This window comes from Chelatococcus sambhunathii (assembly GCF_001418005.1).
GTDB lineage: Bacteria > Pseudomonadota > Alphaproteobacteria > Rhizobiales > Beijerinckiaceae > Chelatococcus_A > Chelatococcus_A sambhunathii.
Map to the genome: position 1 here is coordinate 407,447 of NZ_LIOL01000003.1, position 23,629 is coordinate 431,075.

At 67.9% G+C, this 23,629-nt stretch carries 23 protein-coding genes; 9 read left to right on the forward strand and 14 right to left on the reverse strand.

Going from position 1 to position 23,629, the window contains the following annotated elements:
• Nucleotides 1-16: 16 nt before the first annotated feature.
• Nucleotides 17-1,870, reverse strand: coding sequence for an ABC transporter ATP-binding protein (locus ASC46_RS08460; RefSeq protein ID WP_055458841.1), 1,854 nt, complete (start codon nucleotides 1,868-1,870; stop codon nucleotides 17-19).
• 210 nt (nucleotides 1,871-2,080) lie between these two features.
• Between ASC46_RS08460 and ASC46_RS08465 the strand changes: the two genes are divergently transcribed.
• Complete coding sequence (locus ASC46_RS08465) at nucleotides 2,081-2,632, forward strand: flavin reductase family protein (protein ID WP_055458842.1); 552 nt, start codon at nucleotides 2,081-2,083, stop codon at nucleotides 2,630-2,632.
• A gap of 56 nt (nucleotides 2,633-2,688) precedes the next feature.
• On the opposite strand, the gene ASC46_RS08470 is transcribed toward ASC46_RS08465, so the two are convergent.
• The 3 genes from ASC46_RS08470 to ASC46_RS08480 all read right to left on the reverse strand — a co-directional run bounded on the left by ASC46_RS08470 (nucleotide 2,689) and on the right by ASC46_RS08480 (nucleotide 4,421).
• On the reverse strand, nucleotides 2,689-3,615 hold the full coding sequence (locus ASC46_RS08470) for a sensor domain-containing diguanylate cyclase (protein WP_055458843.1): 927 nt from the start codon (nucleotides 3,613-3,615) through the stop codon (nucleotides 2,689-2,691).
• A gap of 322 nt (nucleotides 3,616-3,937) precedes the next feature.
• Nucleotides 3,938-4,219, reverse strand: coding sequence for a hypothetical protein (locus ASC46_RS08475; RefSeq protein ID WP_055458844.1), 282 nt, complete (start codon nucleotides 4,217-4,219; stop codon nucleotides 3,938-3,940).
• Nucleotides 4,220-4,229: 10 nt separating this feature from the next.
• On the reverse strand, nucleotides 4,230-4,421 hold the full coding sequence (locus tag ASC46_RS08480; protein WP_055458845.1) for a hypothetical protein: 192 nt from the start codon (nucleotides 4,419-4,421) through the stop codon (nucleotides 4,230-4,232).
• Nucleotides 4,422-4,619: 198 nt separating this feature from the next.
• Between ASC46_RS08480 and ASC46_RS08485 the strand changes: the two genes are divergently transcribed.
• Both ASC46_RS08485 and eutC read left to right on the forward strand, forming a co-directional pair.
• On the forward strand, nucleotides 4,620-6,023 hold the full coding sequence (locus ASC46_RS08485) for an ethanolamine ammonia-lyase subunit EutB (protein ID WP_055458846.1): 1,404 nt from the start codon (nucleotides 4,620-4,622) through the stop codon (nucleotides 6,021-6,023).
• On the forward strand, nucleotides 6,016-6,792 hold the full coding sequence (eutC, locus tag ASC46_RS08490; RefSeq protein ID WP_055458982.1) for an ethanolamine ammonia-lyase subunit EutC: 777 nt from the start codon (nucleotides 6,016-6,018) through the stop codon (nucleotides 6,790-6,792). Before ASC46_RS08485 ends, eutC begins: the two co-directional genes overlap by 8 nt.
• Here the strand turns inward: eutC and ASC46_RS08495 are convergent.
• A complete protein-coding gene (locus tag ASC46_RS08495; protein WP_055458847.1) occupies nucleotides 6,759-7,577 on the reverse strand; it encodes an aminotransferase class IV family protein in 819 nt (272 codons plus the stop codon). The two genes, eutC and ASC46_RS08495, sit on opposite strands and share 34 nt — an antisense overlap.
• A 78-nt stretch (nucleotides 7,578-7,655) precedes the next feature.
• Between ASC46_RS08495 and ASC46_RS08500 the strand changes: the two genes are divergently transcribed.
• Nucleotides 7,656-8,009, forward strand: coding sequence for a MerR family transcriptional regulator (locus ASC46_RS08500; RefSeq protein ID WP_055458848.1), 354 nt, complete (start codon nucleotides 7,656-7,658; stop codon nucleotides 8,007-8,009).
• A gap of 2 nt (nucleotides 8,010-8,011) precedes the next feature.
• Here ASC46_RS08500 and ASC46_RS08505 read toward each other — a convergent pair whose 3' ends face one another.
• Nucleotides 8,012-8,797: a class I SAM-dependent methyltransferase gene (locus ASC46_RS08505; RefSeq protein WP_055458849.1), complete on the reverse strand. Its 786-nt coding sequence runs from the start codon at nucleotides 8,795-8,797 to the stop codon at nucleotides 8,012-8,014.
• Nucleotides 8,798-9,042: 245 nt separating this feature from the next.
• Here ASC46_RS08505 and ASC46_RS08510 point away from each other — a divergent pair, with 245 nt between their 5' ends.
• From ASC46_RS08510 to ASC46_RS08520, 3 genes are read left to right on the forward strand one after another with little or no spacing between them, the layout of a single operon-like run.
• Nucleotides 9,043-10,179, forward strand: a complete 1,137-nt coding sequence (locus ASC46_RS08510; protein ID WP_055458850.1) for an ABC transporter substrate-binding protein — start codon at nucleotides 9,043-9,045, stop codon at nucleotides 10,177-10,179.
• Nucleotides 10,176-11,252: a FecCD family ABC transporter permease gene (locus tag ASC46_RS08515; protein WP_210165981.1), complete on the forward strand. Its 1,077-nt coding sequence runs from the start codon at nucleotides 10,176-10,178 to the stop codon at nucleotides 11,250-11,252. Before ASC46_RS08510 ends, ASC46_RS08515 begins: the two co-directional genes overlap by 4 nt.
• Entirely contained in the window at nucleotides 11,246-12,028 is a 783-nt protein-coding gene (locus ASC46_RS08520) for an ABC transporter ATP-binding protein (RefSeq protein ID WP_055458851.1), read from the forward strand. The genes ASC46_RS08515 and ASC46_RS08520 overlap by 7 nt, the downstream gene beginning before the upstream one ends.
• A 13-nt stretch (nucleotides 12,029-12,041) precedes the next feature.
• Here the strand turns inward: ASC46_RS08520 and ASC46_RS08525 are convergent, their stop codons facing one another.
• The gene (locus ASC46_RS08525; RefSeq protein WP_055458852.1) at nucleotides 12,042-13,367 is read right to left on the reverse strand and encodes an NAD(P)/FAD-dependent oxidoreductase; all 1,326 of its coding nucleotides are present in this window, start codon (nucleotides 13,365-13,367) and stop codon (nucleotides 12,042-12,044) included.
• 251 nt (nucleotides 13,368-13,618) lie between these two features.
• On the opposite strand from ASC46_RS08525, the gene ASC46_RS08530 reads away from it, so the two are divergent.
• Nucleotides 13,619-14,101: an Lrp/AsnC family transcriptional regulator gene (locus ASC46_RS08530; RefSeq protein WP_019402962.1), complete on the forward strand. Its 483-nt coding sequence runs from the start codon at nucleotides 13,619-13,621 to the stop codon at nucleotides 14,099-14,101.
• Nucleotides 14,102-14,107: 6 nt separating this feature from the next.
• Here ASC46_RS08530 and ASC46_RS08535 read toward each other — a convergent pair whose 3' ends face one another.
• The 7 genes from ASC46_RS08535 to ASC46_RS08565 form a co-directional block, all read right to left on the reverse strand.
• Nucleotides 14,108-15,772, reverse strand: a complete 1,665-nt coding sequence (locus tag ASC46_RS08535) for an ABC transporter ATP-binding protein (protein ID WP_055458853.1) — start codon at nucleotides 15,770-15,772, stop codon at nucleotides 14,108-14,110.
• Nucleotides 15,772-16,623, reverse strand: coding sequence for an ABC transporter permease (locus tag ASC46_RS08540; RefSeq protein WP_055458854.1), 852 nt, complete (start codon nucleotides 16,621-16,623; stop codon nucleotides 15,772-15,774). Before ASC46_RS08540 ends, ASC46_RS08535 begins: the two co-directional genes overlap by 1 nt.
• Nucleotides 16,624-16,626: 3 nt before the next feature.
• Nucleotides 16,627-17,577 (reverse strand): ABC transporter permease, encoded by a 951-nt coding sequence (locus tag ASC46_RS08545; protein WP_055458855.1) that lies wholly within the window; start codon nucleotides 17,575-17,577, stop codon nucleotides 16,627-16,629.
• A gap of 154 nt (nucleotides 17,578-17,731) precedes the next feature.
• Nucleotides 17,732-19,345, reverse strand: a complete 1,614-nt coding sequence (locus ASC46_RS08550; protein WP_055458856.1) for an ABC transporter substrate-binding protein — start codon at nucleotides 19,343-19,345, stop codon at nucleotides 17,732-17,734.
• Between the two features lie 63 nt (nucleotides 19,346-19,408).
• Nucleotides 19,409-20,125 carry an HAD-IA family hydrolase gene (locus tag ASC46_RS08555; RefSeq protein WP_055458857.1) on the reverse strand — a complete coding sequence of 239 codons (717 nt, stop codon included), beginning with the start codon at nucleotides 20,123-20,125 and terminating at the stop codon, nucleotides 19,409-19,411.
• A 268-nt stretch (nucleotides 20,126-20,393) separates the two neighbouring features.
• Complete coding sequence (locus ASC46_RS08560) at nucleotides 20,394-21,770, reverse strand: aspartate aminotransferase family protein (RefSeq protein WP_055458858.1); 1,377 nt, start codon at nucleotides 21,768-21,770, stop codon at nucleotides 20,394-20,396.
• Nucleotides 21,771-21,783: 13 nt separating this feature from the next.
• Entirely contained in the window at nucleotides 21,784-22,638 is an 855-nt protein-coding gene (locus ASC46_RS08565; protein ID WP_055458859.1) for a GNAT family N-acetyltransferase, read from the reverse strand.
• Between the two features lie 322 nt (nucleotides 22,639-22,960).
• On the opposite strand from ASC46_RS08565, the gene ASC46_RS08570 reads away from it, so the two are divergent.
• The gene (locus ASC46_RS08570; RefSeq protein ID WP_055458860.1) at nucleotides 22,961-23,629 is read left to right on the forward strand and encodes a haloacid dehalogenase type II; all 669 of its coding nucleotides are present in this window, start codon (nucleotides 22,961-22,963) and stop codon (nucleotides 23,627-23,629) included.

Genomic DNA, 23,629 nt, shown 5'->3' on the forward strand with positions numbered 1-23,629 from the left:
CGAACAGCCGCGGTCGTCAGCGATAGCCGGCGGCCTGCAACTCGAACATCTGCGCATAGCGACCGCCGCGGGCGACGAGCGCCTGATGCGTGCCGGCCTCCAGGATGCGGCCGCCCTCGAGGACGATGATGCGGTCGGCCATGCGCACGGTGGAGAAGCGGTGCGAGATGAGCAGCGTCGTCTTGCCCGCGCTGAGGTCGCGGAAGCGCTGGAACACCTCGTATTCGGCATGGGCGTCGAGCGCCGAGGTCGGCTCGTCGAGGATGAGCACCTCGGCGTCACGCATATAGGCGCGCGCGATGGCGATCTTCTGCCATTCGCCGCCCGAGAGGTCGATGCCGCCGCCGAAGCGCCGGCCGAGCGGCTGCTCGAAGCCGAGCGGCAGCCGGGCGATGATCGCGCCGGCGAGGCTGCGGTCCGCCGCCTCGGCGATCCGCTCGCGGTCGCCCGCCGCGCCGATGTCGCCGATGGCGATGTTCTCCGCTGCCGTGAAGTGGAAGCGCACGAAATCCTGGAAGACGACGCCGACGCGGCTGCGCAGCATGTCGAGGTCGTAGTCGCGCAGGTCGCGGCCGTCGAGCAGGATGCGGCCCTCCGTCGGATCGTAGAGCCGCGCGAGGAGCTTGACGAGCGTCGTCTTGCCCGCGCCGTTGGCGCCGACGAGGGCCAGCACTTCCCCGGCCGGAATCTCGAGGTCGAGATGCCGGATGGCCCATTGCTGCGCGCCCTCGTAGCGGAAGCCGACGTCCTCGAAGACGAAGCCGGAGCGGATCGACTGCCGGACGGGCACCGGATCGGGTGGCGAGACGACGCGCGGTGCGATCTCGAAGAAGGAGAACAGGTCCTCGAGATAGAGCGCCTGGCCCGCCACCTGCGAGAAGCCGAGCAGCAGCCCATCGAGCAGGCCCTTGAGGCGCAGGAAGGAGCCGACGAGGAACGTCATGTCGCCGACGCTGAAGTCGCCCGCCATGGTGCGCCAGATGACGGCAGCATAGGCGACGTAATAGGCGAGGGTGCCGAAGGCGGCGAACAGACCGCCCCAGAAGGCCCGGCGGGTGGCGAGGCGCCTGTTGTCGCGGTACATGGTCTCGGCGAAGCGGCGGAAACGCTCGATGAGGAAGCGCTGAAGACCGAAGAGCTTGACCTCCTTGGCGGTCTCGATGCTGGAGCCGAGATAGCGCACGTAGTCGAGCTGTCGCCGCTCGGGCGTGCGGAAATAGTCGAGGCGGTAGCCGAGCGCGTTGAACTTCAGTTCGCCGAGCAGCGACGGTAGCAGCGCGACGAGCATCAGCAGGATCAGCGAGGGCCAGTAGGCGGCGAGCGCGATCATCAGCGTGACGGCGCCGAGGATGTCCTGAATCTGGCCGAAGACGAGGCCGAGCAGGCTGGTGCGACCTGTGACCTGGCGCCGGGCGCGGTCGAGCCGGTCCTGCTGCTCGCTGCTCTCGAACTGCTCGAGGTCGAGCGAGGCCGCTTTCTCCATCAGGCGGATGCTGGCGAAATTGCTGTAGGTCTCGGCGAGGAGGCTGTCGACGAGCGAGCTGAGGCGGCCGGAGACATCCGCCACGATCGCGAGGCAAAGCTCCAGCGCCACGAGCGTGCCGACATGCGCGAGCCGGCCGCTCTCGATCCAGTCGCCGAGCGACCAGTCGGGATGGGGTACGCGCGCCTCGGCGACGACGGCATCGATGATGAGCTTGCCGATATAGAGCATCAGCACCGGCACGACGGCGCGCGCGAGGCGCAGGGCGATGCTCGCCGAGGTCAGCGCCGGGCTCGCAGCCCAGACGAGGCGGATGAAGGCCGGCAGATGGCGCAGGGCACCGACGCGTTCGCGGAACGATTGGGGTGTGCGCAGGACGGTGGCCATGCTGCGTCTCTACCTCTTCCGCGCCCGCCGGTCGAGGTCGCGGCGCATAGCGTCCGGCAGGGGTCGTTTTGCCGGGCCGGGCGTTCCACCAGGGGAGATGGCGAGACGCGCTGCATCGGGTGTCGGGCGGCATGCTGCCGTGATTGCCGCGATGACACCGCCAGAGCGGCACAGTACGATGGATCAAGATCCTGCCGAGGAGATGAGACCATGCAGGAGATGCCCGCCTCCAGGGCGTACCGTCTGCTCGAGGCTGGCCCGGTGGTCCTCGTCGCCACCGTCCGCGATGGAAAGCCGAACGTCATGACGGTGGGCTTCCACATGGTGATGCAGCACATGCCGCCGCTGATAGGCTGCATCATCGGCCCGTGGGACTACAGCTTCGGCGCCTTGCGCGACAGCGGCGAATGCGTCATCGCCATTCCGACGGTCGATCTTGCGGCGAAAGTTGTCGCCATCGGTAATTGCTCCGGCGAGACGACCGACAAATTCGAGACCTTCGGCCTCACCTCAGTCCCCGCGCGCGATGTCGCCGTGCCACTCGTTGCCGACTGCCTCGCCAATATCGAATGTCGGGTGGCGGATACGAGCCTGGTGGACCGCTACAACCTCTTCATCCTGGAGGCGGTGCGCATCTGGATTGACGCGGACCGCAGGGAAAAGCGAACGCTCCACCACCGGGGCGACGGCACTTTCACCGTCGACGGCCGCGTGATCGACCTTCGGGAGCGGATGGTGAAGTGGAAATACCTGCAGGATTGAGCGGAGGCATAGTCGGCCGGCGCCCCTGGCGCGGGAGCGGGGGGGGGGGGCGCTTTCTATCCGCTGGCGGCCGACTGGTCGGAGTCGGAGCCGTCGAGCTGGATACGATTGCGGCCGGCCATCTTGGCGCAATAGAGCGCCTTGTCTGCGCGCGAATAGAGGCTGAGGGCGATGTCCCCCTCCCGGCAGGCAGCTATTCCCGCCGAGAATGTATAGCTGAAGTCGGGCCGCTCGGTGAGCGGACGCGATTTGCGGACGATGACGAGCATCTTCTCCACGATCAGGGCCGCTTCCTCGAGGGAGGTGCCCGGCATGACGAGGACGAATTCCTCGCCGCCGACCCTGCCGAAGCAATGGGTGCGTTGAACGAGGCCGTGCACCTTGATCGTGAAGTCGCGCAGGATCTGGTCGCCCGTCTGGTGTCCGAACCGGTCGTTGATGGCCTTGAAGCCGTCGATGTCGAGGACGGCGAGGCAGCCGCGCACCGCAGCGCCGCGCTGCAGCATGTCCTCGATCCGCCCCATCACGAAGCGGCGATTGGCCACTCCGGTCAGTTCGTCGGTGTAGGAGGCCTTGATGGCGAGGTCCCGGTCCTGGCGGACCGCGCGGCTCCTGGCCCGCAAGCCGGTTATGTCGCTGGCGATGCACAGCATCCAGCCGTCGGCCTGCATCGTCTCCGTCATCCACAGCCAGCGGCCGTCGAGCAGGTCAGTCTCGAAGGCGCGGAAGCCCATCTTGCCGCGGCGCGACTGCGTGGAACGCAGCCACTCCTCGAAATCGGCCGCGTGGATGACCGTGCCCCGGCTGGCCTGATGGTTGCGCCGCATCAGGTCGGCCCACAGCGGCATCTCGCCCGGCTCGATGAAATAGGCGGCGCGAAAGGCCTTGTTTGCGTAGCGCAGACGATCGAAGCCGTCATAGACGGCGATCAGGACAGGTGTCTCTTCGAAAAGCCCAGACAGCTCTTGGACGACTTCCTCCATGCGGTCGCACTACCCATCGGCGCCGTCGAGAAAACTAAACTTTGAACGGCTGCCCGCCGCGTCAGCGCGCGGCGGGCGCGCGTGCCGGGCGTCCACGGACCCTTGCGGCCCGCCGGCCCTTGCAATTAGGGAGACCATGACCGATGTCGGCCTTGGTCCGGCCTGCGATGGCGATCCGCTCGCCCTGTCCGCAGCTTGGACGGGTTCCGGGCCGCCTTTCTTGCCACCGCCTCGACGATGATGGCGACCGCCTTCGTGTCAGGCGGCCTCTCATCCGCTCCGGTCGTTTTCATTCCGGAACTATCCTTCGCTCGATGGCTCATTAGCCAGTTGGGTGACGTCGTCCATCACGCAGCCCTTCCGTGCGGCCCAAGGCGTGCTCGATGAGCGACTGGATCTCCCGCGCCGCGGCGGCCTCGGCCGCGAAGCTCGGCTGCATGACGGCGCCGGGATCCTCCTGCTGGTCCATGATCGTCAGGCGATCCTCCAACGCGGCCTTCAGATCGTCGGCGCCGTTCCTCACGAGATGCCCGACGACGATGGCGAGGACTTCCTTCAGGCCGTTGATGCGGCCTTCGAGTTCGAAGGGACTGAGCTCTGACATGGGACGGCCCTCAACCTGTCTCGACATCGGTCGCGCCGGCCTCGCGAAAAACCTGCTCGGCCCGTGCGGTCTGGCTGCGGCTGACGTCGGCCGATATCGCGATGCTGCCGCGCAGTGCGGCGTCGAGGTCTGAGTTTTCGGCACGGGCGGCCTCCCGTGGGGCGAAGGTCCCGCGGATGGTGCTGATACTGTCATCACCCATGGCATCCACTCCCTTGTTTCGCCCAAAGCGTTCGAGAGCCGAGATTGTTCCGGGGGCAGGAAGCCCTGTGCATCCTCCTGATGGCCGATGCCGTCGCAGGCTGTTCCGGAGCAAGGTGGGCCTCGCGCGAAAACGGCGGCGTGCTAGCATTGCCCCGGTCGTCGTGTACCTCGATCGTCGCGCGAGGGAGTGGATCGCATGGCTGCGTTCACCGCCGATCTCGGCGGCACCCGCTACGTCTTCGCCGGGCTTGCCGGGCTGCTCGCCGCCGCCTCTCCGCCGCGCTCCGGCGACGAGCTGGCCGGCATCGCGGCGACGAATGCCGCGCATCGCGCTGCCGCGCAGCAGGCACTTGCCGATGTGCCGCTCGCCCATTTCCTCGACGCGGTCGTGGTGCCCTACGAGAACGACGAGGTCACGCGCCTCATCATCGACGGCCACGATGCCGCGGCCTTCGCGCCCGTGGCCCACATGACGGTCGGGGACTTTCGCGACTGGCTGCTGTCCGACGCGGCGACGACGCCGGTCTTGACGGCGCTGGCGCCCGGGCTGACGCCGGAGATGGTGGCGGCGGTGTCGAAGCTGATGCGCAACCAGGACCTGATCGCGGTCGCCCGCAAGTGCCGTGTCGAGGTCGCCTTCCGCACGACGCTCGGCCTGCCGGGGCGGCTCGCCAGCCGCCTGCAGCCCAACCACCCGAGCGACGATCCTGCCGGCATTGTCGCTGCCACGCTCGACGGGCTTCTCCTCGGCAGCGGCGATGCCCTCATCGGCGTCAATCCGGTCACCGACAGTGTCGGCAATGCCATCACCCTGCTCGAGGTGCTGGACGAACTGCGCCAGCGCCATGCCATCCCGACCCAGAGCTGCGTGCTCACCCATGTTACGAACACCATCGAGATCATGGCGCGCGGCGGGCCGGTCGACCTCGTCTTCCAATCCATTGCTGGCACCGAGGCGGCCAACCGCGGCTTCGGCGTCGATCTCGCCATCCTGCGCGAGGCGCACGAGGCCGCGCTATCGCTGAAGCGCGGCACGCTCGGCAACAATGTCATGTATTTCGAGACGGGGCAGGGCTCGGCGCTGTCGGCCGATGCCCACCACGGCGTCGACCAGCAGACGCTGGAGGCGCGCGCCTATGCCGTCGCCCGCGCCTTCCGTCCGCTGCTCGTCAACACCGTCGTCGGCTTCATCGGGCCGGAATATCTCTACGACGGCAAGCAGATCATCCGCGCCGGGCTCGAGGACCACTTCTGCGGCAAGCTGCTCGGCCTGCCGATGGGCGTCGACGTCTGCTACACCAACCATGCCGAGGCCGACCAGGACGACATGGACACGCTGGCGACGCTGCTTGCCATTGCCGGGGTCAACTTCCTCATCGCGGTGCCGGGGGCGGACGACGTCATGCTCAACTACCAGTCGCTCTCCTTCCACGATATCCTCTACCTGCGCTCCACTCTCGGCCTGCGCCCCGCGCCGGAATTCGAGGCCTGGCTCGCGGAGACGGGCCTCGCCCGCCCCGATGGGCGCCTGCGCACGCTCGATCGGGATGCCCTGCCGGCCCAGCGCTTCCTCGCCCTTGCGGGTGGCACCGATGGCTGAGCAGCCTCCCGTCCGGCACGGGCCCGATCCGCAGCCGCCCGATCCCTGGGCGCGGCTGAGAGCCGCGACCCCGGCCCGCATCGGCCTCGGCCAGGTGGGCGATGCCCAGCCGACGCGCGCGGTGCTCGCCTTCCAGGCCGCCCATGCCCTCGCCCGCGATGCTGTCCATGCCCGGCTCGACGCTGCCGCGCTCGCGGCGGCGCTGGCCGATCCGCCGGCCATCCGCGTGCGCAGCCTCGCGCCGGACCGGCCGACCTATTTGAGGCGCCCCGACCTCGGCCGCCGGCTCGATCCTGCCTGCCTGCCGTCGCTGCCCAAGGGCGACCACGACCTTGCCCTCGTCGTGGTGGACGGCCTCTCCGCCACGGGCATCACTGCCCACGCGCCGGCGCTCGTCGCCGCCATCCTGGCGCGCCTGCCGCGCCACCTCGGGCTCGCTCCGCTCGTCGTCGCCGAAGAGGGCCGCGTCGCCCTCGGCGACGAGATCGCCGAGGCGCTTGGCGCCCGGGCGGTCGTCGTGATCATCGGGGAGCGACCCGGTCTGACGGTGCCGGACAGCGTCGGCGCCTATCTCACCTATGCGCCGAAGCGCGGCACGCGCGACGCCGAGCGCAACTGCATCTCCAATATCCATCGCAACGGCGGGCTCTCCTACGCCGCCGCGGCCGACAAGATCGTCTGGCTCGCCGGCGAGATGCTGCGGCGGCGCCTCAGCGGCGTCGCCCTCAAGGACGATCAGCTCGTTTCCCTGGCCGGCTCGGCTTCGTAGGCGTCATGCAGCAGGGCGATGAACGGCCTTGCCTCGGGCAGGACGTTCGAACCGATCGCGGTCACTGCGATGCCCGGCGTCCACGAGTTCATCACGGCCGCGCCGGATAAGGATTGGAGCTTCTCCAGGGTGATCTCCTCCCGGCGCTGGGGGATCCCCAGGCGCTCGAGCTGCCGCTGCACGATGCCCATCGTCGTGCCGGTCAACATCGCGGCCTTCGGCCAAATGACGGTGTCGCCATCCCAGAAGGCGAGGTTCCAGATGGTCGCCTCGCTCAGCCGCCCGTGCCGGTCGCGAAAGGCGGCGTCGTCGAACCCCTGGCGTATGGCCTGGTGCAAGTAGTGGGTCTTGCCCACCTCGCCGACATGCTTGATGGCGGCGAGCGGCCGCTCGTAGTCGACCGCAGCCAACCGGAGCGGCCCCTTTGGGCCGCTGGATGGTGCCGCCGTCCGCACGAGAACCACCGGCTCGGCATCCATGCTGTCCGCCGTGAACTCGCCCTTGCGCGAAAAGACCGTGGCCGTCAGGGACAGGTCTTCGGGGCCCGCCGCGATTGCCGCCGCGATCCGGGACGCGACTTGCTCGTCGGGCAGCGCCCTTCCGAAAAGCGCCATGGATGCTTTGCGCAGGCGCGCCAGATGCAGATCCAGTCCTTTGACCCTGCGGCCGCGCACCTGCATCGCCGTGAAATGGGCAAACCCGGCGAAGGCCCGGGGTATCAGCTCATCGGGGGTGGCCGCGTGGCCGTCGATCCAGGCCCCGTAAAGGCTGGCGTCAGAAGACATGGTCTTGCTCCTCGTGGTGTTCACATCGACGAGCAACGGCCTTAGGGTCTGACAGCGCTGTCAGAGTCAAGGCGTGATATGAGGATCGGCGAATTGTCCCGGCGCACCGGCGTGAGCGTCCGCATGCTGCGCTATTACGAGGCCGAGGGGCTGCTGAAGCCGCAGCGCACCATGGGCGGCTATCGGGACTACGACCCGGCCGAGGTGCGCACGGTCGAGCGGATCAGGCTGCTCGGCTCGGCGGGCATGACGCTGGCGACCATCCGGCAGTTTCTGCCGTGCGTGCGCGGAGAGGGCCCGGTCTTCGAGCCTTGCGATGAATTGGGGGACGTTCTCAAGGAACAGATCCGCCTCGCCGACCTGAAGACGGAGAAGCTGGCCCAGAGCCGGAAGGTTCTCGAGAGCTTCCTGCTCGAGATCGGGGAGCGCTAGCGTCAGCCGCGGCGCGCGTGGAGGATGAAACGCCTGTAGGTGAGGGTGCGCAGCTTGTCGGCGAAGGCCGCGCCCCGGCGCTGCGCCGCACCGATGCGCGCATGGCTGCCGCGGCGGATGTCCGTGAAGCCGGCGGCGGAGACGAGCCCGGCGAGGGCTTCAAAGGTCAGGCCGTCGCCGAAGGGCAGTTGCTGCATGATCGCCGCGTGCCGGGCGCGGCTCGTCGCGTCCCGTCCGCCCGGCACGGCCGGAGCCTGCTGCAGCCGGGCGATGAGCCACGCCGCCAGCCGCCCGACGAGGCCTTGCCGCACCCAGTTGCCATCGAAGATGATGAGATGGCCGCCCGGCCTGAGGACGCGGTGCCAGTCGGCAAGGGCGGCGGCGGGGTCCGTCAGCGTCCACACGAGATGGCGGCACACCACGGCGTCGTAATGTTCGTCCGGCTCCATCGTGTTCTCGGCATCGGCGAGGACAAAGCGCGCCCGCGGATTGTCGCGGTGCTTGTCCCGCGCCAGCTCCAGCATGGCGGGCGAGAAGTCGAGCCCCGTCACCTCGTGGCCGAGCCCGGTCAGGACGCGCGTCACTTCGCCCGTGCCGCTGGCGAGCTCTAGGACGTGCAACGGCGCCGTGCCGAGCCTCTCGCGAATCTCCCGTGCCCAGGCGTCGAACGGAGGGCCGGCGGCGATGCGATGCTGCACGTCGCCGTCGAACGTCGGCGCCCGGTCCGACCAATAGGCGCGGATCTCCTCCTTGAGCGAGAAGTTCGACAAGGGAGCGGGTTGGGTCATGGCGCCTTCCTGTCCTCACGCCTGGTCTTTGCGGGTCGTGTGCGGGCGCGCAGTATTAGGCCGATACGGAAGCGTGAACAAGCGCTTTCGTGAGGGACAGTGCGCTAATTCTTCTCTCTGGTTCTTTAAAATTTTTCTAATTCATGTAATGCACATTGTATCAGTTAAAAAAGATAGCGATTGACCCGTCCGAATACATTCTCTACGTGCCTGCACCAACTAGCCCGGTATGGTGGAAGGCGACAATGCAGTTTCTTCGCAAGATGGCGGTGGCGGTCACACTGGCGGTGTCTCTCGTGGCTCCCCTGGCGGCTCGGGCCGAGACCGTCAAGGTGACGGACGTGCTCGGCCGCGAGGTTGAGGTCAAGGCACCGGTCGAGCGCATCATCCTGGGCGAGGGGCGCCAGATCTATTTCGTCGCCACGCTCGACAAGGACGATCCCTTCAAGCGCATCGTCGGCTGGCGCGACGACCTGCCGAAGGCCGACCCGGACAATTACAAGGCCTATCTCGCGCGTTATCCGGACATCGCGAAGCTGCCGACCTTCGGCGGCATGAAGGAGGGCTCGTTCGACGTCGAGCAGGCGATTGCCCTGAAGCCCGACGTGCTCTTCATGAACATCGAATCGAAGGTCGCGAGCGACGAGGCCAAGCTGATCGAGAAGCTCGCCGCCGTCGGCATTCCGGTCGTCTATGTCGATTTCCGCGAGCGGCCCTTCGAGAACACCGAGCCATCCATGCGCCTCATCGGCAAGCTCTTCGGCGAGGAGGAGAAGGCGGAGGAGTTCATTGCCTTCCGCGCCGCCGAGATCGCTCGTATCACCGACCGGCTGAAGGGCGCGAAAGTCGACCAGCCGCTCGTCATGATCGAGCGCGCGGGCGGCTATTCCGACGACTGCTGCATGTCCTTCGGCCGTGAGAACTTCGGCAAGATGGTGGAGATCGCCGGCGGCCGCAATCTCGCCGCCGACCTCATCCCGGGCACCTTCGGCGTCGTCAATCCCGAGCAGATCGTCGCCGCCAATCCGGATGTCGTCATCGTCACCGGCGGCAACTGGGATGCCTATGTGCCGGGCGGCGCCTGGGTGGGCCTCGGACCGGGCACGGACCTCGCCGAGGCGCGCCGCAAGCTCGCGAACCTCACCCAGCGTCCGGCCTTCGCCCACACCGCCGCCGTCGGCAACGGCCGCGTCCACGCCATCTGGCATCAGTTCTACAACAGCCCCTACCAGTTCGTGGCCATCCAGGCGATCGCCCGTTGGCTGCATCCGGATCTGTTCAAGGACGTCGATGCCGACGCGACCCTGAAGACCCTGCATGAGCGCTTTCTGCCCCTGCCGTACAAGCCGGGCTACTGGGTGTCACTGGAGAAGGTGCAGTGACGGTGACCGGCGACACGATCGCCGCCGAGCAGCCGGAGGGAGCGCGGTTCGCCTACCGCGCTCGCACCCTCCGCAAGCAGCTCATCCTGCTCGCGCTGGCGGTCCTGCTGCTCACGAGCCTCGTCGCCGACATGATGCTGGGCCCCGCGCGCTACGGCGCGGGCGAGGTGCTCGCGGCGCTGTTCACGCCGGATGCGGCGCCCGTGGCGGTGCGCGTCGTCATCTGGGACATCCGCCTGCCGGTCGCGCTCATGGCCGTCGTCGTCGGTGCAGCGCTCGCGATCGCCGGAGCGCAGATGCAGACCATCCTCAACAACCCGCTGGCGAGCCCCTTCACGCTCGGCATCTCGGCGGCGGCGAGCTTCGGCGCCGCGCTCGCCCTCGTCTTCGGCATCGCCATCGTGCCTTTAGCCATCAATTATGTGGTGGCGGTGAACGCCTTTCTCGCCGCCATGGCCGCGGCGCTCATCATCCACGTGCTCAGCCAGCGGCGCGGCGTGACCACCGAGACCATCGTCCTCCTCGGCATCGCGCTCGTCTTCACCTTCAACGCCCTCCTGGCACTCCTCGAGTTCTTCGCCTCGGAACAGGCGCTCGGCGCCGTCGTGTTCTGGACCATGGGCAGCCTGACCAAGGCCACCTGGCACAAGCTCGCCATCACCACGGCCGTGCTGGCGCTGTGCCTGCCCGTCTTCGTCCGCCGTGCCTGGGCGCTGACGACGCTCCGGCTCGGGGACGACAAGGCGGCGAGCTTCGGCATCGACGTGCGCCGGCTCAGGCTCGAGACCATGCTGCTCGTCAGCCTGCTCGCCGCCGTCCCCGTCGCCTTCGTCGGCACCATCGGCTTCATCGGCCTCGTCGGGCCGCACATCGCCCGCATGATCATCGGCGAGGACCAGCGCTTCTTCCTGCCGGCCTCGGCGCTCGCCGGGGCGGCCATCCTCTCGGCTGCCTCGGTGGTGAGCAAGTCGCTCATCCCGGGCCTCGTCTTCCCGATCAGCATCGTTACGGCACTGATCGGCGTGCCGTTCTTCTTCAGCCTCATTCTCTCGACTCGGAGGCGGTCATGGTGAGTCTCGAACTCGTCGGCGTCGGTGTCAGCTACGGCCGGCGGGAGATCCTCGCCGGCATCACCACGCCTCCGCTGCGGGGCGGGGAGGTGGTGGCGGTGATCGGCCCCAACGCTGCCGGCAAGTCCAGCCTCTTCCGCCGCATCGCCGGCCTGACGCGCGGCCCGGGCGAGGTGCGCGTCGGCAGCTCCACCGGGCGGGTCCCGTGCTACCTGCCGCAGGACATGGCCGTGAACGCCGTGCTCACGGTCCACGAGTCCGTCCTCCTCGCCAAAAAGCAGGACGGCTCCTGGCGCGTCAGCGACGACGAACTCGCCGCTATCGACGCCGTGCTGCGGGCGCTCGCCATCGAGGATCTCGCCTTCCGTTCCCTCGGCGAACTGAGCGGCGGCCAGCGCCAGCTCGTCTCCATCGCCCAGACGCTGGCGCGCGAGCCGGAGATCGTGCTGCTCGACGAGCCGACGAGCGCGCTCGACCTTCACCGCCAGTTCGAGGTGCTGTCGCTCGTGCGCCGACTCGCCAGCGAGCGGGGCCTGTGCGTGCTCATCTCCCTGCACGATCTCAACCAGGCGCTGCAGGTGGCGGATCGCGTCATGATGCTCGCAGGCGGCCGCCTCGCCGCGCTCGGCTCGGTAGCCGAAGTGATCACGCCGGCGCTCCTCGCCGAGGTCTACGGCATCGCCGCACGCATGGAACGGACCGCATCCGGCGCGCCCTATGTCGTCGTCGAGGGCTCGCTGAAGGAGGGCGTCACCCCTCGACAGAGCCGCGCCGCCTGAGGATGACCGGTCCCTAGAACTCCGCGACCTTGCCGAAGGCGGAGCCTTCGAGCCGTTCCGGCCGGTAGGGCGCCGGATTGACGATGGGTTTCGTGCCCGTGATGAGGTCCGCGATCATGTGGCCCGCACCGGGGCCGACACCGAAGCCATGGCCGCTGAAACCAGCGGCGAGGATGAAGCCCGGCAGGGCTGCGAGCTCGCCGATGGCGGGCACGCCGTCCGGCGTACTGTCGATATAGCCCGCCCAGCGCGCCGCGACGGGGACCGCCTCGAGGGCCGGCAGCAGGCGCCGCGCCCGGGCGTGGGTCTCGGCGATCTGGCGCGGATCGGGGGTGGGATCCAGGATCCGCGTCGCCTCCATCGGCGTTGGCGCGTCGAGCCGCCAGCGTGCGAGCGTCTCGTGCCCGGCCCGCCAGCCTTGGAGCCCGCCCGGGGCGAGGCTGCGCCAGCGCCTGAGGAACATGGGCACGAACTGGCGGGCGAAACGCAGCTGCTGTGGGGTCGGATCGACGCGGGCGCCGCCGCTGATCGCCAGCGTATGGCCGCCGTCCGCGCGGCGCGTGACCGAGACCTCGGTCGTATGGAGCGCATCGGGCAGACCCGCTGCGCCGGGGGCGACGGAGAGGATCGACGCGCGTACGGAAGACTGGGGAAAGCGGATGCCGCGCTGGTTGAGGAAGGAGGAGGCCCAAGCCCCGCCCGCATGGACCACGGTCGCGGTGCGGATCGTGCCCTTCTCCGTCACGACGGCAGCGACGCGACCGCCGGCCGTCTCGATGCCGCGCGCCGCGCAGAACTGATGCACCGTGCCGCCGGCAGCCATGATGCCGCGGGCGATTACCGGAGCGGCCCGTGCGGGGTTGGCTGTGCCGTCGCTCGGGGAAAAGACGCCGCCCTTCCAGCGCCGCCCGGTCGCGCTGCCGCGGGCGGAGGCCTCCTCGCTTGAGAGCATGTGCGTGACGACCCCTTCGCTCGCGGCGAAATCGCGCCACTTGGCCCAGACGGAGAGCTGGGCCTCGTCGTTGCTGAGATAGAGCAGGCCGCAGCGGCGGAAGCCGAGGTCCTCGCCGATCTCGGTGGCGAGGCGGTCCCAGAGCGCGAGGCTGTGCGTTGCCATCGGCAACTCGCGGGCGTCGCGGTTCTGCTGGCGGCACCAGCCCCAGTTGCGGCTCGACTGCTCGGCGCCGATCCGGCCCTTTTCCAGCAAGGCGACCTTGAGGCCGCGGCGCGCGAGATAATAGCCGGTCGAGACGCCCACGATGCCGCCGCCGATCACGACGACATCGGCCCGCTCGGGCAGGGTCGGGCTGGTCTCGATCTCGAAAAGTGGCGCCGGCATCGTGGGTCTCCCTGGACGCAAAGACCCTAGCGCCCCCGCAGAAGGCGCGGGCACCGTAGATCGATCCGACGCGGCATTTCCTTTCGCGGGTACCCCAGCCATCTGCGATATTATTCCGTTAATGCCGGCAAGCTTCTCGATTTTTCTACGGCACTATCTGCTGTATGGTGGGTGCAGGCTGTCGCCTGCACCCGGCTCGCGAGAGCAAGACGGCGCCTCGACGGCGAAGCGCCCAGCCCGACGAGGTTGCGATGAAGCTCGATCAGATTGACGTCAAAATCCTCTGCGAGCTGCAGAAGAACGGCCGGATCACCAATGTCGAGCTGGCCGATCTCGTGCACCTTTCGCCGAGCCCCTGCCTGACGCGGGTCAAGAAGCTGCAGCAGGAAGGCTATATCCTCGGCTATTCGGCCCTAATCAACATCGGCAAGCTCGGCCAGACGCTGACGGTCTTCACCGAGGTGACGCTGAAGAACCACCGCCAGATCGATTTCGCCCGCTTTCTCGCGGCCGTCGACAAGCTCGACCAGGTGGTCGAGTGCCATCTCGTCTCCGGTGGCTACGACTATCTCGTCAAGTTCGTCACCAGCGGCATCATCGAATATCAGACGCTCATGGAGCGGCTGATCGACCTCGATATCGGCATCGACAAGTATTTCAGCTTCGTCGTGCTGAAGTCGCCGATCGTGAAGCCGCACCTGCCGCTGACGAGCCTCTTTCCCGTCAGCGCGTGACGGCTCTCAGCGCTTCGCGAAGGCGGCCACGAGCTCGGGGTCGCGCTCCAGCCGGTCGAGCCATGTCGGGTCGAGCTTCGGCACCGACGCCATCAACAGGCGGGAGTAGGGGTGCCCGGCGGCGCTGCCCACATCCCTGGCCGGCAGTTGCTCCACCTTCTCGCCGCGATACATGACCGCGACCTCGTCGCAGATCGCCTGCACGGTGTGGAGGTCGTGGCTGATGAAGACATAGGACAGGCCGAGTTCCTGCTGGAGGTCCTTCAGCAGGTCGATGATGGCGGCGGCGACCACCGTGTCGAGCGCCGAGGTGATCTCGTCGCACAGGATGAGGTCGGGATCGGCGGCAAGGGCGCGTGCCAGGTTGACGCGCTGCTTCTGGCCGCCCGACAGCTCCGCTGGAAGCCGGTGCTTCAGGGTGCGCGGCAGATGCACCAGGTCGAGCAGCCGGTCGATGCGGGCGTCGCGCGCCGCGCCGCGTAGTCCGTGATAGAAGGCGAGCGGCCGGCCGAGGATGTCCGCGATCGACTTCGCCGGGTTGAGCGCGGTGTCCGCTGACTGGAAGACGATCTGCAGTCTGCGCAACTCGTCCGGGCTGCGGTCGCGCGCCCGGGGGGCGACCGGCTTGCCGTCCAAATAGATGTGGCCCGAGGCGGGCGGGATGATACCGGCGATGGTGCGGGCGAGCGTCGACTTGCCGCAGCCGGATTCGCCGATGATGCCGAGATTGCGGCCGCGCTCGAGCCTGAAGCTGACCTTGTCGACGGCGAGGATCGGCGGCGTCCCGTCGGCGCCGGGCTTGCCATAGCCGGCGCTCACGGCCTCAAGCTCCAGAACCGGCCGGGCGGTGTCGTTCTCCGCTGCCGGCTGTGCTGTGACCCGGCCGGGCGGAGAGAAGGCGGCGAGCAACGCGCGCGTATAGGGATGCTTGGGCGCGGACAGGATCTCGCGCGTCGTGCCGATCTCCTGCACCTCGCCGCCCTTCAGCACGACGATGCGGTCGGCGATCTGGGCGACGACGGCAAGGTCGTGCGAGACGTAGACCCCGGCCATCCGGCTCTGCCGCATGACGGATTTGAAGGCGCGCAGCACCTCGATCTGCGTGGTGACGTCGAGCGCCGTGGTCGGCTCGTCGAAGATCACGAGCTTTGGATCACCGATCAGCGCCATGGCCGCCGACAGACGCTGCAGCTGGCCGCCGGAAACCTGGTGCGGGTAGCGTGTGCCGATCGTCTCGGGCGAGGGCAGCGAAAGGGCGCGGAACAGTTCCACCGCCTTGGCCTCGGCCGCGGCGCGCGGCATCAGACCGTGGATGCGGGTGATCTCGATGACTTGATCCATGATGCGCTGCGCCGGGTTGAAGGCCGCGGCCGCGCTCTGCGGCACATAGGCGACCTCGCTGCCGCGGACTCTGGTTCGCCCCTTCTCGCTCAGCTGTGCCATATCCCGTCCTGCGACGCGGATGCTGCCGCCGGCGATGCGGCAGCCCGTCCGCGTATGGCCGAGCAGGGTCAGCGCAATCGTGGTCTTGCCCGAGCCGCTCTCGCCGATGAGCGCGACGATCTCGCCTTCGGCGATGTCGAAGTCGACACCCTTGATGATGTCGACGCGCCGGCCGGCATCGGTCGTCGCTTCGACCTTGAGGTTCCGGATCTCGACGAGGTGGCTCATCAGGCGCTCCGATCCCGGATCTTCTGCGGCAGGTTGTCGATCAGCAGGTTCACCGCGATCGTCAGGCTCGCGATGGCAAAGGAGGGCGCCATCACCGCCGGAGCGCCGAAAGGCAGGCCACCGATGTTCTCGCGCACCAGCGCTCCCCAGTCGGCCTCGGGCGGCTGCACGCCGAGCCCGAGGAAGGACAGGCCCGAGAGCAGCAGCACGATGAAGACGAAGCGGATGCCGACGTCGGCGAAGACCGGGCCGATGATGTTCGGCAGGATCTCCGAGCCGATCAGATAGCCCAGCTTCTCGCCGCGGATGCGGGCCACGGTCACGAAATCCATCGTGTTGACGTTGACGGCGAGCGCCCGGGCGAAGCGATAGGAGCCAGGCGTATAGATGATGGCGAGCGTCAGGATGAGCACCGGGATCGAGGAGCCGACGCCGGCCACGACGACGAGGCCGAAGAGCTTGCTGGGGATGGAGTTCAAGGCATCGAGGAAACGGCTGAGGGCCGCATCGAACCACCCGCCGCTGACGGCAGCGGCCATGCCGAGCGTCACCCCGGCGGTGCAGGCGATGAGCGTCGCGGCGAGCGAAATGCCGACCGTGTAGCGCGCGCCCAACAGGATGCGCGAGAGCATGTCGCGTCCGAGATAGTCGGTCCCGAGCGGGAACTCGGCGCTCATCGGGCCGAAGTAGTCGAGATCGACGATGTCGCCGACGCCGTGCGGCGTCAGGTAGGGCGCCAGGACCGCGACCGCCGCCCAGGTGATGACGACGGCGAGGCTCGCCCAGCCGGTCAGGTTGAACCGGTAGCCCGGAAGGCGCGGCTTGAAGGTGGGGGAGACGTCGATGGCCATGGCTCAGCGCAGCTTCGGGTTCGACAGGATGGCGATGATGTCCGCCGTCGTGATCAGCAGCAGGTAGACGAAGCAGAAGATCATCGCGCAGCTCTGGATGAGTGGCAGGTCGCGCGTCGACACCGCATCGACCATCAGTTTGGCGATGCCGGGATAGTTGAAGATCGTCTCGACGATGATGACCCCGCCGAGCAGGTAGGAGAGTGACAGGGCCACGGCGTTGACAATCGGCCCGAGTGCATTGGGCAGCGCATGGCGCAGCACGATGCGCGTGCGGGACGCGCCCTTGAGCCGCGCCATCTCGACGTAAGGAGTGTTGAGCGCCTCGATGACGGCTGCCCGCGTCATGCGGATCATCTGCGCCGAGATGACGAAGCTCAGGGTGAAGACCGGCATGGCGTAGATGCGGATGAGTTCGCCGAAGGAATCGACGTTGCGCGTGATCGAGAGCGAGGGCAGCCATTTCAGCCAGACGGCGAAGATCAGGACGCCCGCGGTCGCCACCATGAACTCGGGGACCGATATCACCGTGATCGTGGCCGTCGTGATGGCGCGGTCGTAGAGCGTGCCGCGCAGCATGGCCGAGGTGATGCCCAGGGCGAGCGCGATCGGCACCGAGAACAGTGCCGTGGCGGCCGCGAGCTGCAGCGAGCTCTTGAGGCGGCCACCGATCAGCTGCGCGATCGGCATGTTGTTGGCGTAGGACGTGCCGAGATCGCCCGTCACCAGGCCGCCGAGCCAATAGAAGAAGCGCAGGATCGCCGGATCGTCGAGATGCATGGCCGCGCGCAGGCCGGCCACGGCCTCGGGTGTCGCGGCCTGGCCGAGGAGAACCTCGGCCACGTCACCGGGCAGGATCTGCGTCGCGCCGAACACGACGAAGGACACCACGAAGAGGGTGAACAACGCGACGAGAAGGCGGCCGCCCAGCAGGGACAACAGGTGAGTGTTCATCGGGCGCTCCTGCAGCTGATGGCTCCAGGGAGAGTGTGACACGAGGAAGGAGGACCGGGCCACATGGGACCCGGCCCGCGAGCACCTCGTGCCGGCCGGATGCCGTCCGGCAGCGAAATGCCTTGTGCTCAACGTGCTACAAGGCAAGCAAGATTCAGGCCTCGAGCCACACGTATTCGGCGAAGGCATAGCCCATCATGCCGCCGAGCGGGTTGGGCTGGAGACCCTTTAGCTTACTGGAGATGGCGTCGACGTTCGAGATGTAGACGGGGATCGCGGTGCCTGCCTCTTCGGCGACCATCACCTGCATCTCGCCGTAGATCTCCTTGCGCTTGGCCTCGTCGAGCGAGCCGCGGGCCTCGAGGAGCATCTGGTCGAACTTCTCGGACTTGTACCGGCTCTCGTTCCACGGTGCGGTGGAGGCATAGAGCAGCGAGAACAGGATGTCCGGGGTCGGCCGCGGGTTGATGTTGCCGAAGTGGACGGGCGCCTTCAGCCAGTAGTTCGACCAATAGCCGTCGGACGGCACGCGCTGGATGTCGAACTTCATGCCGATGGCGTTGCCGGCCTGCTGAACGAGGACCGCCATGTCGATGGCCGCATTGGCCGCCTCGGAGGTGACGATGGGGATCGACTGGCCGAGGAGGCCCGCTTTCTCAAAGTGGAATTTCGCCTTCTCGGGATCGAACGCCTTCGGCTTCAATTCCTTGTTGTGATAGATATTGGCGGGTGAGACGGGCTGGTCGTTGGCGATCTCCGCAAGACCGCGCAGCGCCGATTTCTGGATCTGCTCCCGGTTGAGCAGGTATTTCATGCCCGTCACGAAATCCATCTTGTCGCCCGGAGCCATGTCGAGGCGCATGTTGAGGTTCGTGTAGTTGCCGGAGGTCGTCTTCGACAGGGCGACGCCAGGCTGGCTCTCGACGAGCCTCATCGAGCGGGGGCTGATCGCGGCCGCGAGCTGGATGTCGCCGGCCAGGAGCGCGTTGACGCGGGCCGTATCCTCCGAGATGGCAAAGAATTCGAATGAATCGAGGTTTGCCCCGCCAGGCTTGAAGTAGTTCTTGTTCTTCACGCCGATCGAGCGCACGCCGGGCTCGAAGTTTTCGCAGACGAAGGCGCCCGTGCCATTCGCCTTCGAGAAATCGGTGGTGCCATCGGCGATGATCATGAAATGGTGCATCGCCAGGATGGTCGGCAGGTCGCTGTTCGGCGCCGCCAGCGTGATCTGGACCGTCAGCGGGTCGACAGCCTTGAAGTCGACCATCTGCTTGGCAATGGCGTTCACCTTCGAGCCGGTGGCCGGATCGAGATGCCGTTTCAGCGAATAGATGACGTCGGCAGAGGTGAGCGGCCGGCCGTCGTGGAAGGTCACGCCTTTCTTCAGCCTGATCGTCCAGACCTTGGCATCCTCCGTGCCGATCGCCTCGGCGAGTTCCATCTGCAGGACGCCGCCCTGGTTGAGGAAGGTGAGCCGATTGTAGAAGGCGCAGCAGCGGACATAGTCCGTCGAGAGTGAGGCCTTGGCCGGGTCGAGCGTGTCGGCGGTGGAGGACGACCAGCCGGCCGCCTTCAGGTGGCCGCCCTTGACCGGGGTATCAGCCAGCGCCGTGCTGGCGCGGGCGAGTACGAGGCTGCCGGCGGAGGCCGCGAGGCCGCCGGCCATCAACATCTGCAGGAGGTCGCGGCGGCTGGCGCCGCGGCGGATGGCATGTTCGACAAGGGCGTCGTCAGCGCCCGTCCAGCTGGAGGTGATCTTCTCGCTCACGGTCTTTCCCTTCTCTGGTTTGTCGCCGGCGTTTGCCGCCGGCTTTTTGTCCGGTTCCGCCTTTCAGGCGGCCGGTTTGGTCCCGGCGGCATCGGCGAGGCCGGCCATCGAGATGAAATGGAAGTCGGGCTCGGTGAAGCGCTCGGGCTCGATCGTGCCGCCATAGCCGGGCTGGGCATGGCGCCGCTGGATCCAGCAATTGGTGAGGCCGAGCCGGCGCGAGATGCCGATGTCGTGGTACTGGCTCTGCGCCACGTGCAGGATCTCGTCGCGCGAGCCGCCGTCCTTCTCGACGAAGGCGAAGACGTGCTCGAAGAAGGCGGGATCGGGCTTTTCCGTCCCGGTGTCGTCGACCGTGAAGCCGGCGTAGAACGGATCGCCGAGGGCGCGGGAGAAGTGCGCGAAGGCCCAGCGCTGGGCATTGGTCATGGCGATGAGCTTGTAGCGCCGCGCCAGCCGTGCGAGCGCGTCGGCACTGTCGGGGAAGGGCCGCCAGTCGTTCACGCTGTCCCGCAGGCGCTCGCCATCGGCGGCGCCCGAGGGCAGGCCCAGCTGCGGCGCGATCACACCATAGACCCGGGCGAGGTCGTCGGGGAAATGCCCGGCATCCGGCATGTAGCGGGCGGCGCGATAAAGCGCGAGGGCCTCCTCGCCGTCGAAGGAGACGCCGGCCTCCCGGGCGATCTCCTCAAGGCAGCCGACGAGGCCGCCCTCGAAATCGATCAGCGTGCCCACGACGTCGAAGGTCATGTAGCGGAAATCGGCGAAACTCTTGGCCATGGTCCCTCCGCCTCATCCCGCGTATCGCCGGCGGGACATCCCGTGATCACCTGCAAAGCACAGTCACGTCATCGCCGCGCCGCTCGGGCGCCTCTTGCGATGCTCACGCTCTGTTCCCCTGCCGCGTCTGCGTCGGCTCTGAACGCTACTGTCTCACCGCCCGGATCGCCGGATTCGCCGAATGTCGAAAATCCGGCGGCACAAAATTCCGAATTCGCCGGCCTGGCGGAATATCGGCTGCGGCGCCGGCCGGGCCGCAGCCCCTGCCTCATGCCATCGCGGCGCGCACGTCCGGGTCGGCGAGCGTCTCGTCGAGCGTCGCCCGCGTGCGCTCGACGATGGCGTCGATCTCGGCCTCGGTGCAGCACAAGGGCGGCGCAAAGCCGAGCACGCCGTTGCCGAAGGCGCGGATGATGAGGCCGTTGTTCCAGGCCCGGTCGAAGATACGCTGCGCCGGCAGAGAGGCCGCCGGCAGAGGGGTCTTCCGCGCCTTGTCGATCACGAGCTCGACGGCGGCCAGCATACCGCGGCCGCGCACCTCGCCGACGAGCGGGTGGTCGGCGAGGCTGCGCAGCCCTTCCATCAGCCGCCTGCCGGCCTTGCGGCCGTTGTCGAGCAGCCCCGCTTCATAGAGGCGCAGCACCTCGAGCCCCACCGCGGCGCTGACCGGATGGGCGGAATAGGTATAGCCGTGGCCGATCGTCGCCGCGCCCGCCCCATCGGCGATGACGTTGTAGACGTTGCTCGACATCAGTACGGCCCCCATGGGCACGTAGCCGGCGGTCAGGCCCTTGGCGGTCGTCATCAGGTCAGGGATGATGCCTTCGTCCTCGCAGGCGAAGAGCGGGCCGGTGCGCCCGAAACCCGTGATCACCTCGTCGGCGACGAAGAGGATGTCGAGCTCCCGACACAGATCGCGCATCGCCTTGATCCAGCCGGGTGGCGGCACCAGGACGCCGCCCGACCCCTGGATCGGCTCGCAATAGAAGGCGGCGACGCGCTCGGGGCCGCCGAGGGCGTCGACCTTCGCCCTGAGCGCCGCGAGCGACGCGGCGATGACGGCCGCCGGCTCGGAGCCGGCCGGATTCCGGTAGGTATAGTGCGACGGAATCTTGTGCTGCCAGTCGTAGGGCACACCGAAGCCGGCATGGAAGACGGGCAGCGCCGTCAGCCCGGCACCGACGGTGGACGAGCCGTGATAGCCCTGCTCGATGGAGATGAACTGGTCCTTCTGCGGCTTGCCGCGCGCCTGCTGGTAATAGCGGATGAAGCGCACCGTGCTGTCGATGGCGTCGGAGCCGCCCAGCGTGAAATAGACATGGTCGAGATCGCCGGGGGCCCGCTCGGCGAGCGCCGCCGCGAGCCGGATGGCCGGTTCGGAGCCGAGGCCGAAGTAGCCTGTCGCGTAGGGCAGTTCCCGCATCTGGTTGGCGGCGGCCTCGACGATGCTGTCGTGGCCATAGCCGGCATTGACGCACCACAGCCCGGCAAAGCCGTCGATGAGCTGGCGGCCGGTCGCGTCGGTGACGGTCGCGCCCTTGGCGGAGCGCAGCACGCGGACTCCGGCCTTCTCGTGGCCGCGATAGGAGGCGACCGGGTGGACCCAGTGGGCGCGATCGAGCTCGATCAGCGAATTGCTCAACATGACGGTTCTCCGGTTATCCGAGCGCCTGGCTGGCGAGGGCGAAGGGCTTGCAAGGGGCCGACGGACCGGGCCGCGCGGGCCCGGTGCACATGGCGATGCCGCCGCCCACCTCCTCGAGGCCGCAGGCGGCGAGCCAGGGCGAAAGGTGCGTGAGCGCGGGCGTGTCGACGCGCAGGAAGGCGCCGGGGCGGGCCGCCATCAGAAAGGCGATCAGGGCCTGCGCCTCCTCTTCGCTGCCGGCGATCACCGGCCCGATCACCTCGCCGCGCCCGAAGGGACGCAACACGCCGTAGCCCGCAACCTGCCCGTCGGCAGCGCGCAGGACGGCCATGCGCCCCGCTTCGGCGAGGAGGTGCAGCAAGGGGCCCCGGTCCATGCCGAGGGCGAGACGATCGAGCGCGGCGATCGCCGCCAGATCTCCGGCGCCGGCCCAGGCGACCCGGCCACTTTGCGGCATCGCAACCGCTGCGATCCCGTCGGGCACGCCTTGGTGCTGGCGGATCTCGTGCGTCGCGCGGAAGCCGAGCTTTTCATAGAGCGGCAGCCCCTCCGCGGTCGCGATGAGGCGGCATTCCAGCGGGCCGGCGGCGGCGAGGGCCCTGTCCATCAGCCGCCGGCCGAGGCCGCAGCCGCGCATCGCTGCTGCAACGATGACCATGTTGATGGTCGCGGCGGTGTCGCCGAAGGGCGTCATCATCGCCGTGCCGACGACGGCGCCGTCCTCCAAGGCGACGAAGCCGCGGCTGAGCGACAGGACCATTGCCCAGTCCTCGCGTCGATGCGGCCAGTTTGCCTCCCGCGACAGGACGTGGGCGCCGTCGAGGTGGCTTTCGTCGAAAATCGCGAGGTCGATGGTGTCCTGCTTCATGTGCCTCGGTCCGTTTCACTTGCTCCATGAATAAGACGGGCACAGGCGCAGTTGCTCTTGTGGATCGGCACTGAGCGACATCTTCGGCCGAAGGAGCGGGCGGGGACCGCATGGAATGCCAAAGTCCTCCGGCACTGGGATGGGCGAAGGGCCCCCTCCGGCAGGCCGGCGGCGGTGACCGGCGCAACTGTCTGCCAAAGGCCGAGAGGCAGACGGCACTTTGTGCTCCCCAGCGGCGGCAATGCGGTGCCCGGGGCCGGATCCGCCCGGACTATGATCGGTGTGGGAGCGAACCGACCTTTCGCCAGCAGGGAATGAACCCATGAGCGCCTTCAAGCCCAAATACGTCACCTTCGATTGCTACGGCACGCTGATCTACTTCGCCATGGCCGATGCCGCGCGCACGCTCTACGGCGAGAGGCTTAACGAGCCGCGCATGCAGCAGTTCCTCGCCGATTTCGCCGCCTATCGGCTCGACGAGGTGCTCGGCGCCTGGAAGCCGTATGAGGAAGTGGTCTACAACGCGCTCGCGCGGACCTGTCGCAGGAACGATGTCGCCTTCCGCCCGGAAGATGCGCGCTGGGTCTACGAGCAGGTCCCGACCTGGGGGCCGCATCCGGACGTGCCGGCCGGCCTCGCGAAGGTGGCCAAGGAAATCCCGCTCGTTATCCTCTCGAACGCGATGGATGCGCAGATCCCGTCCAATGTCGCCAAGCTCGGCGCGCCGTTCCATGCCGTCTACACGGCCGAGCAGGCCGGCGCCTACAAGCCGCGCTTCAAGGCCTTCGAATACATGTTCGACATGCTGGGCTGCGGGCCGGAGGACATCGTGCACTGCTCGTCCTCGTTCCGCTACGATCTCATGTCGGCACACGATCTCGGCATCACGCACAAGGTCTGGGTGAACCGCGGCCACGAGCCGGCGAACCCCTACTACGGCTACGTCGAGATCAAGGACATCTCGGGACTTCCTGGCGTCTTCGGCCTGTGA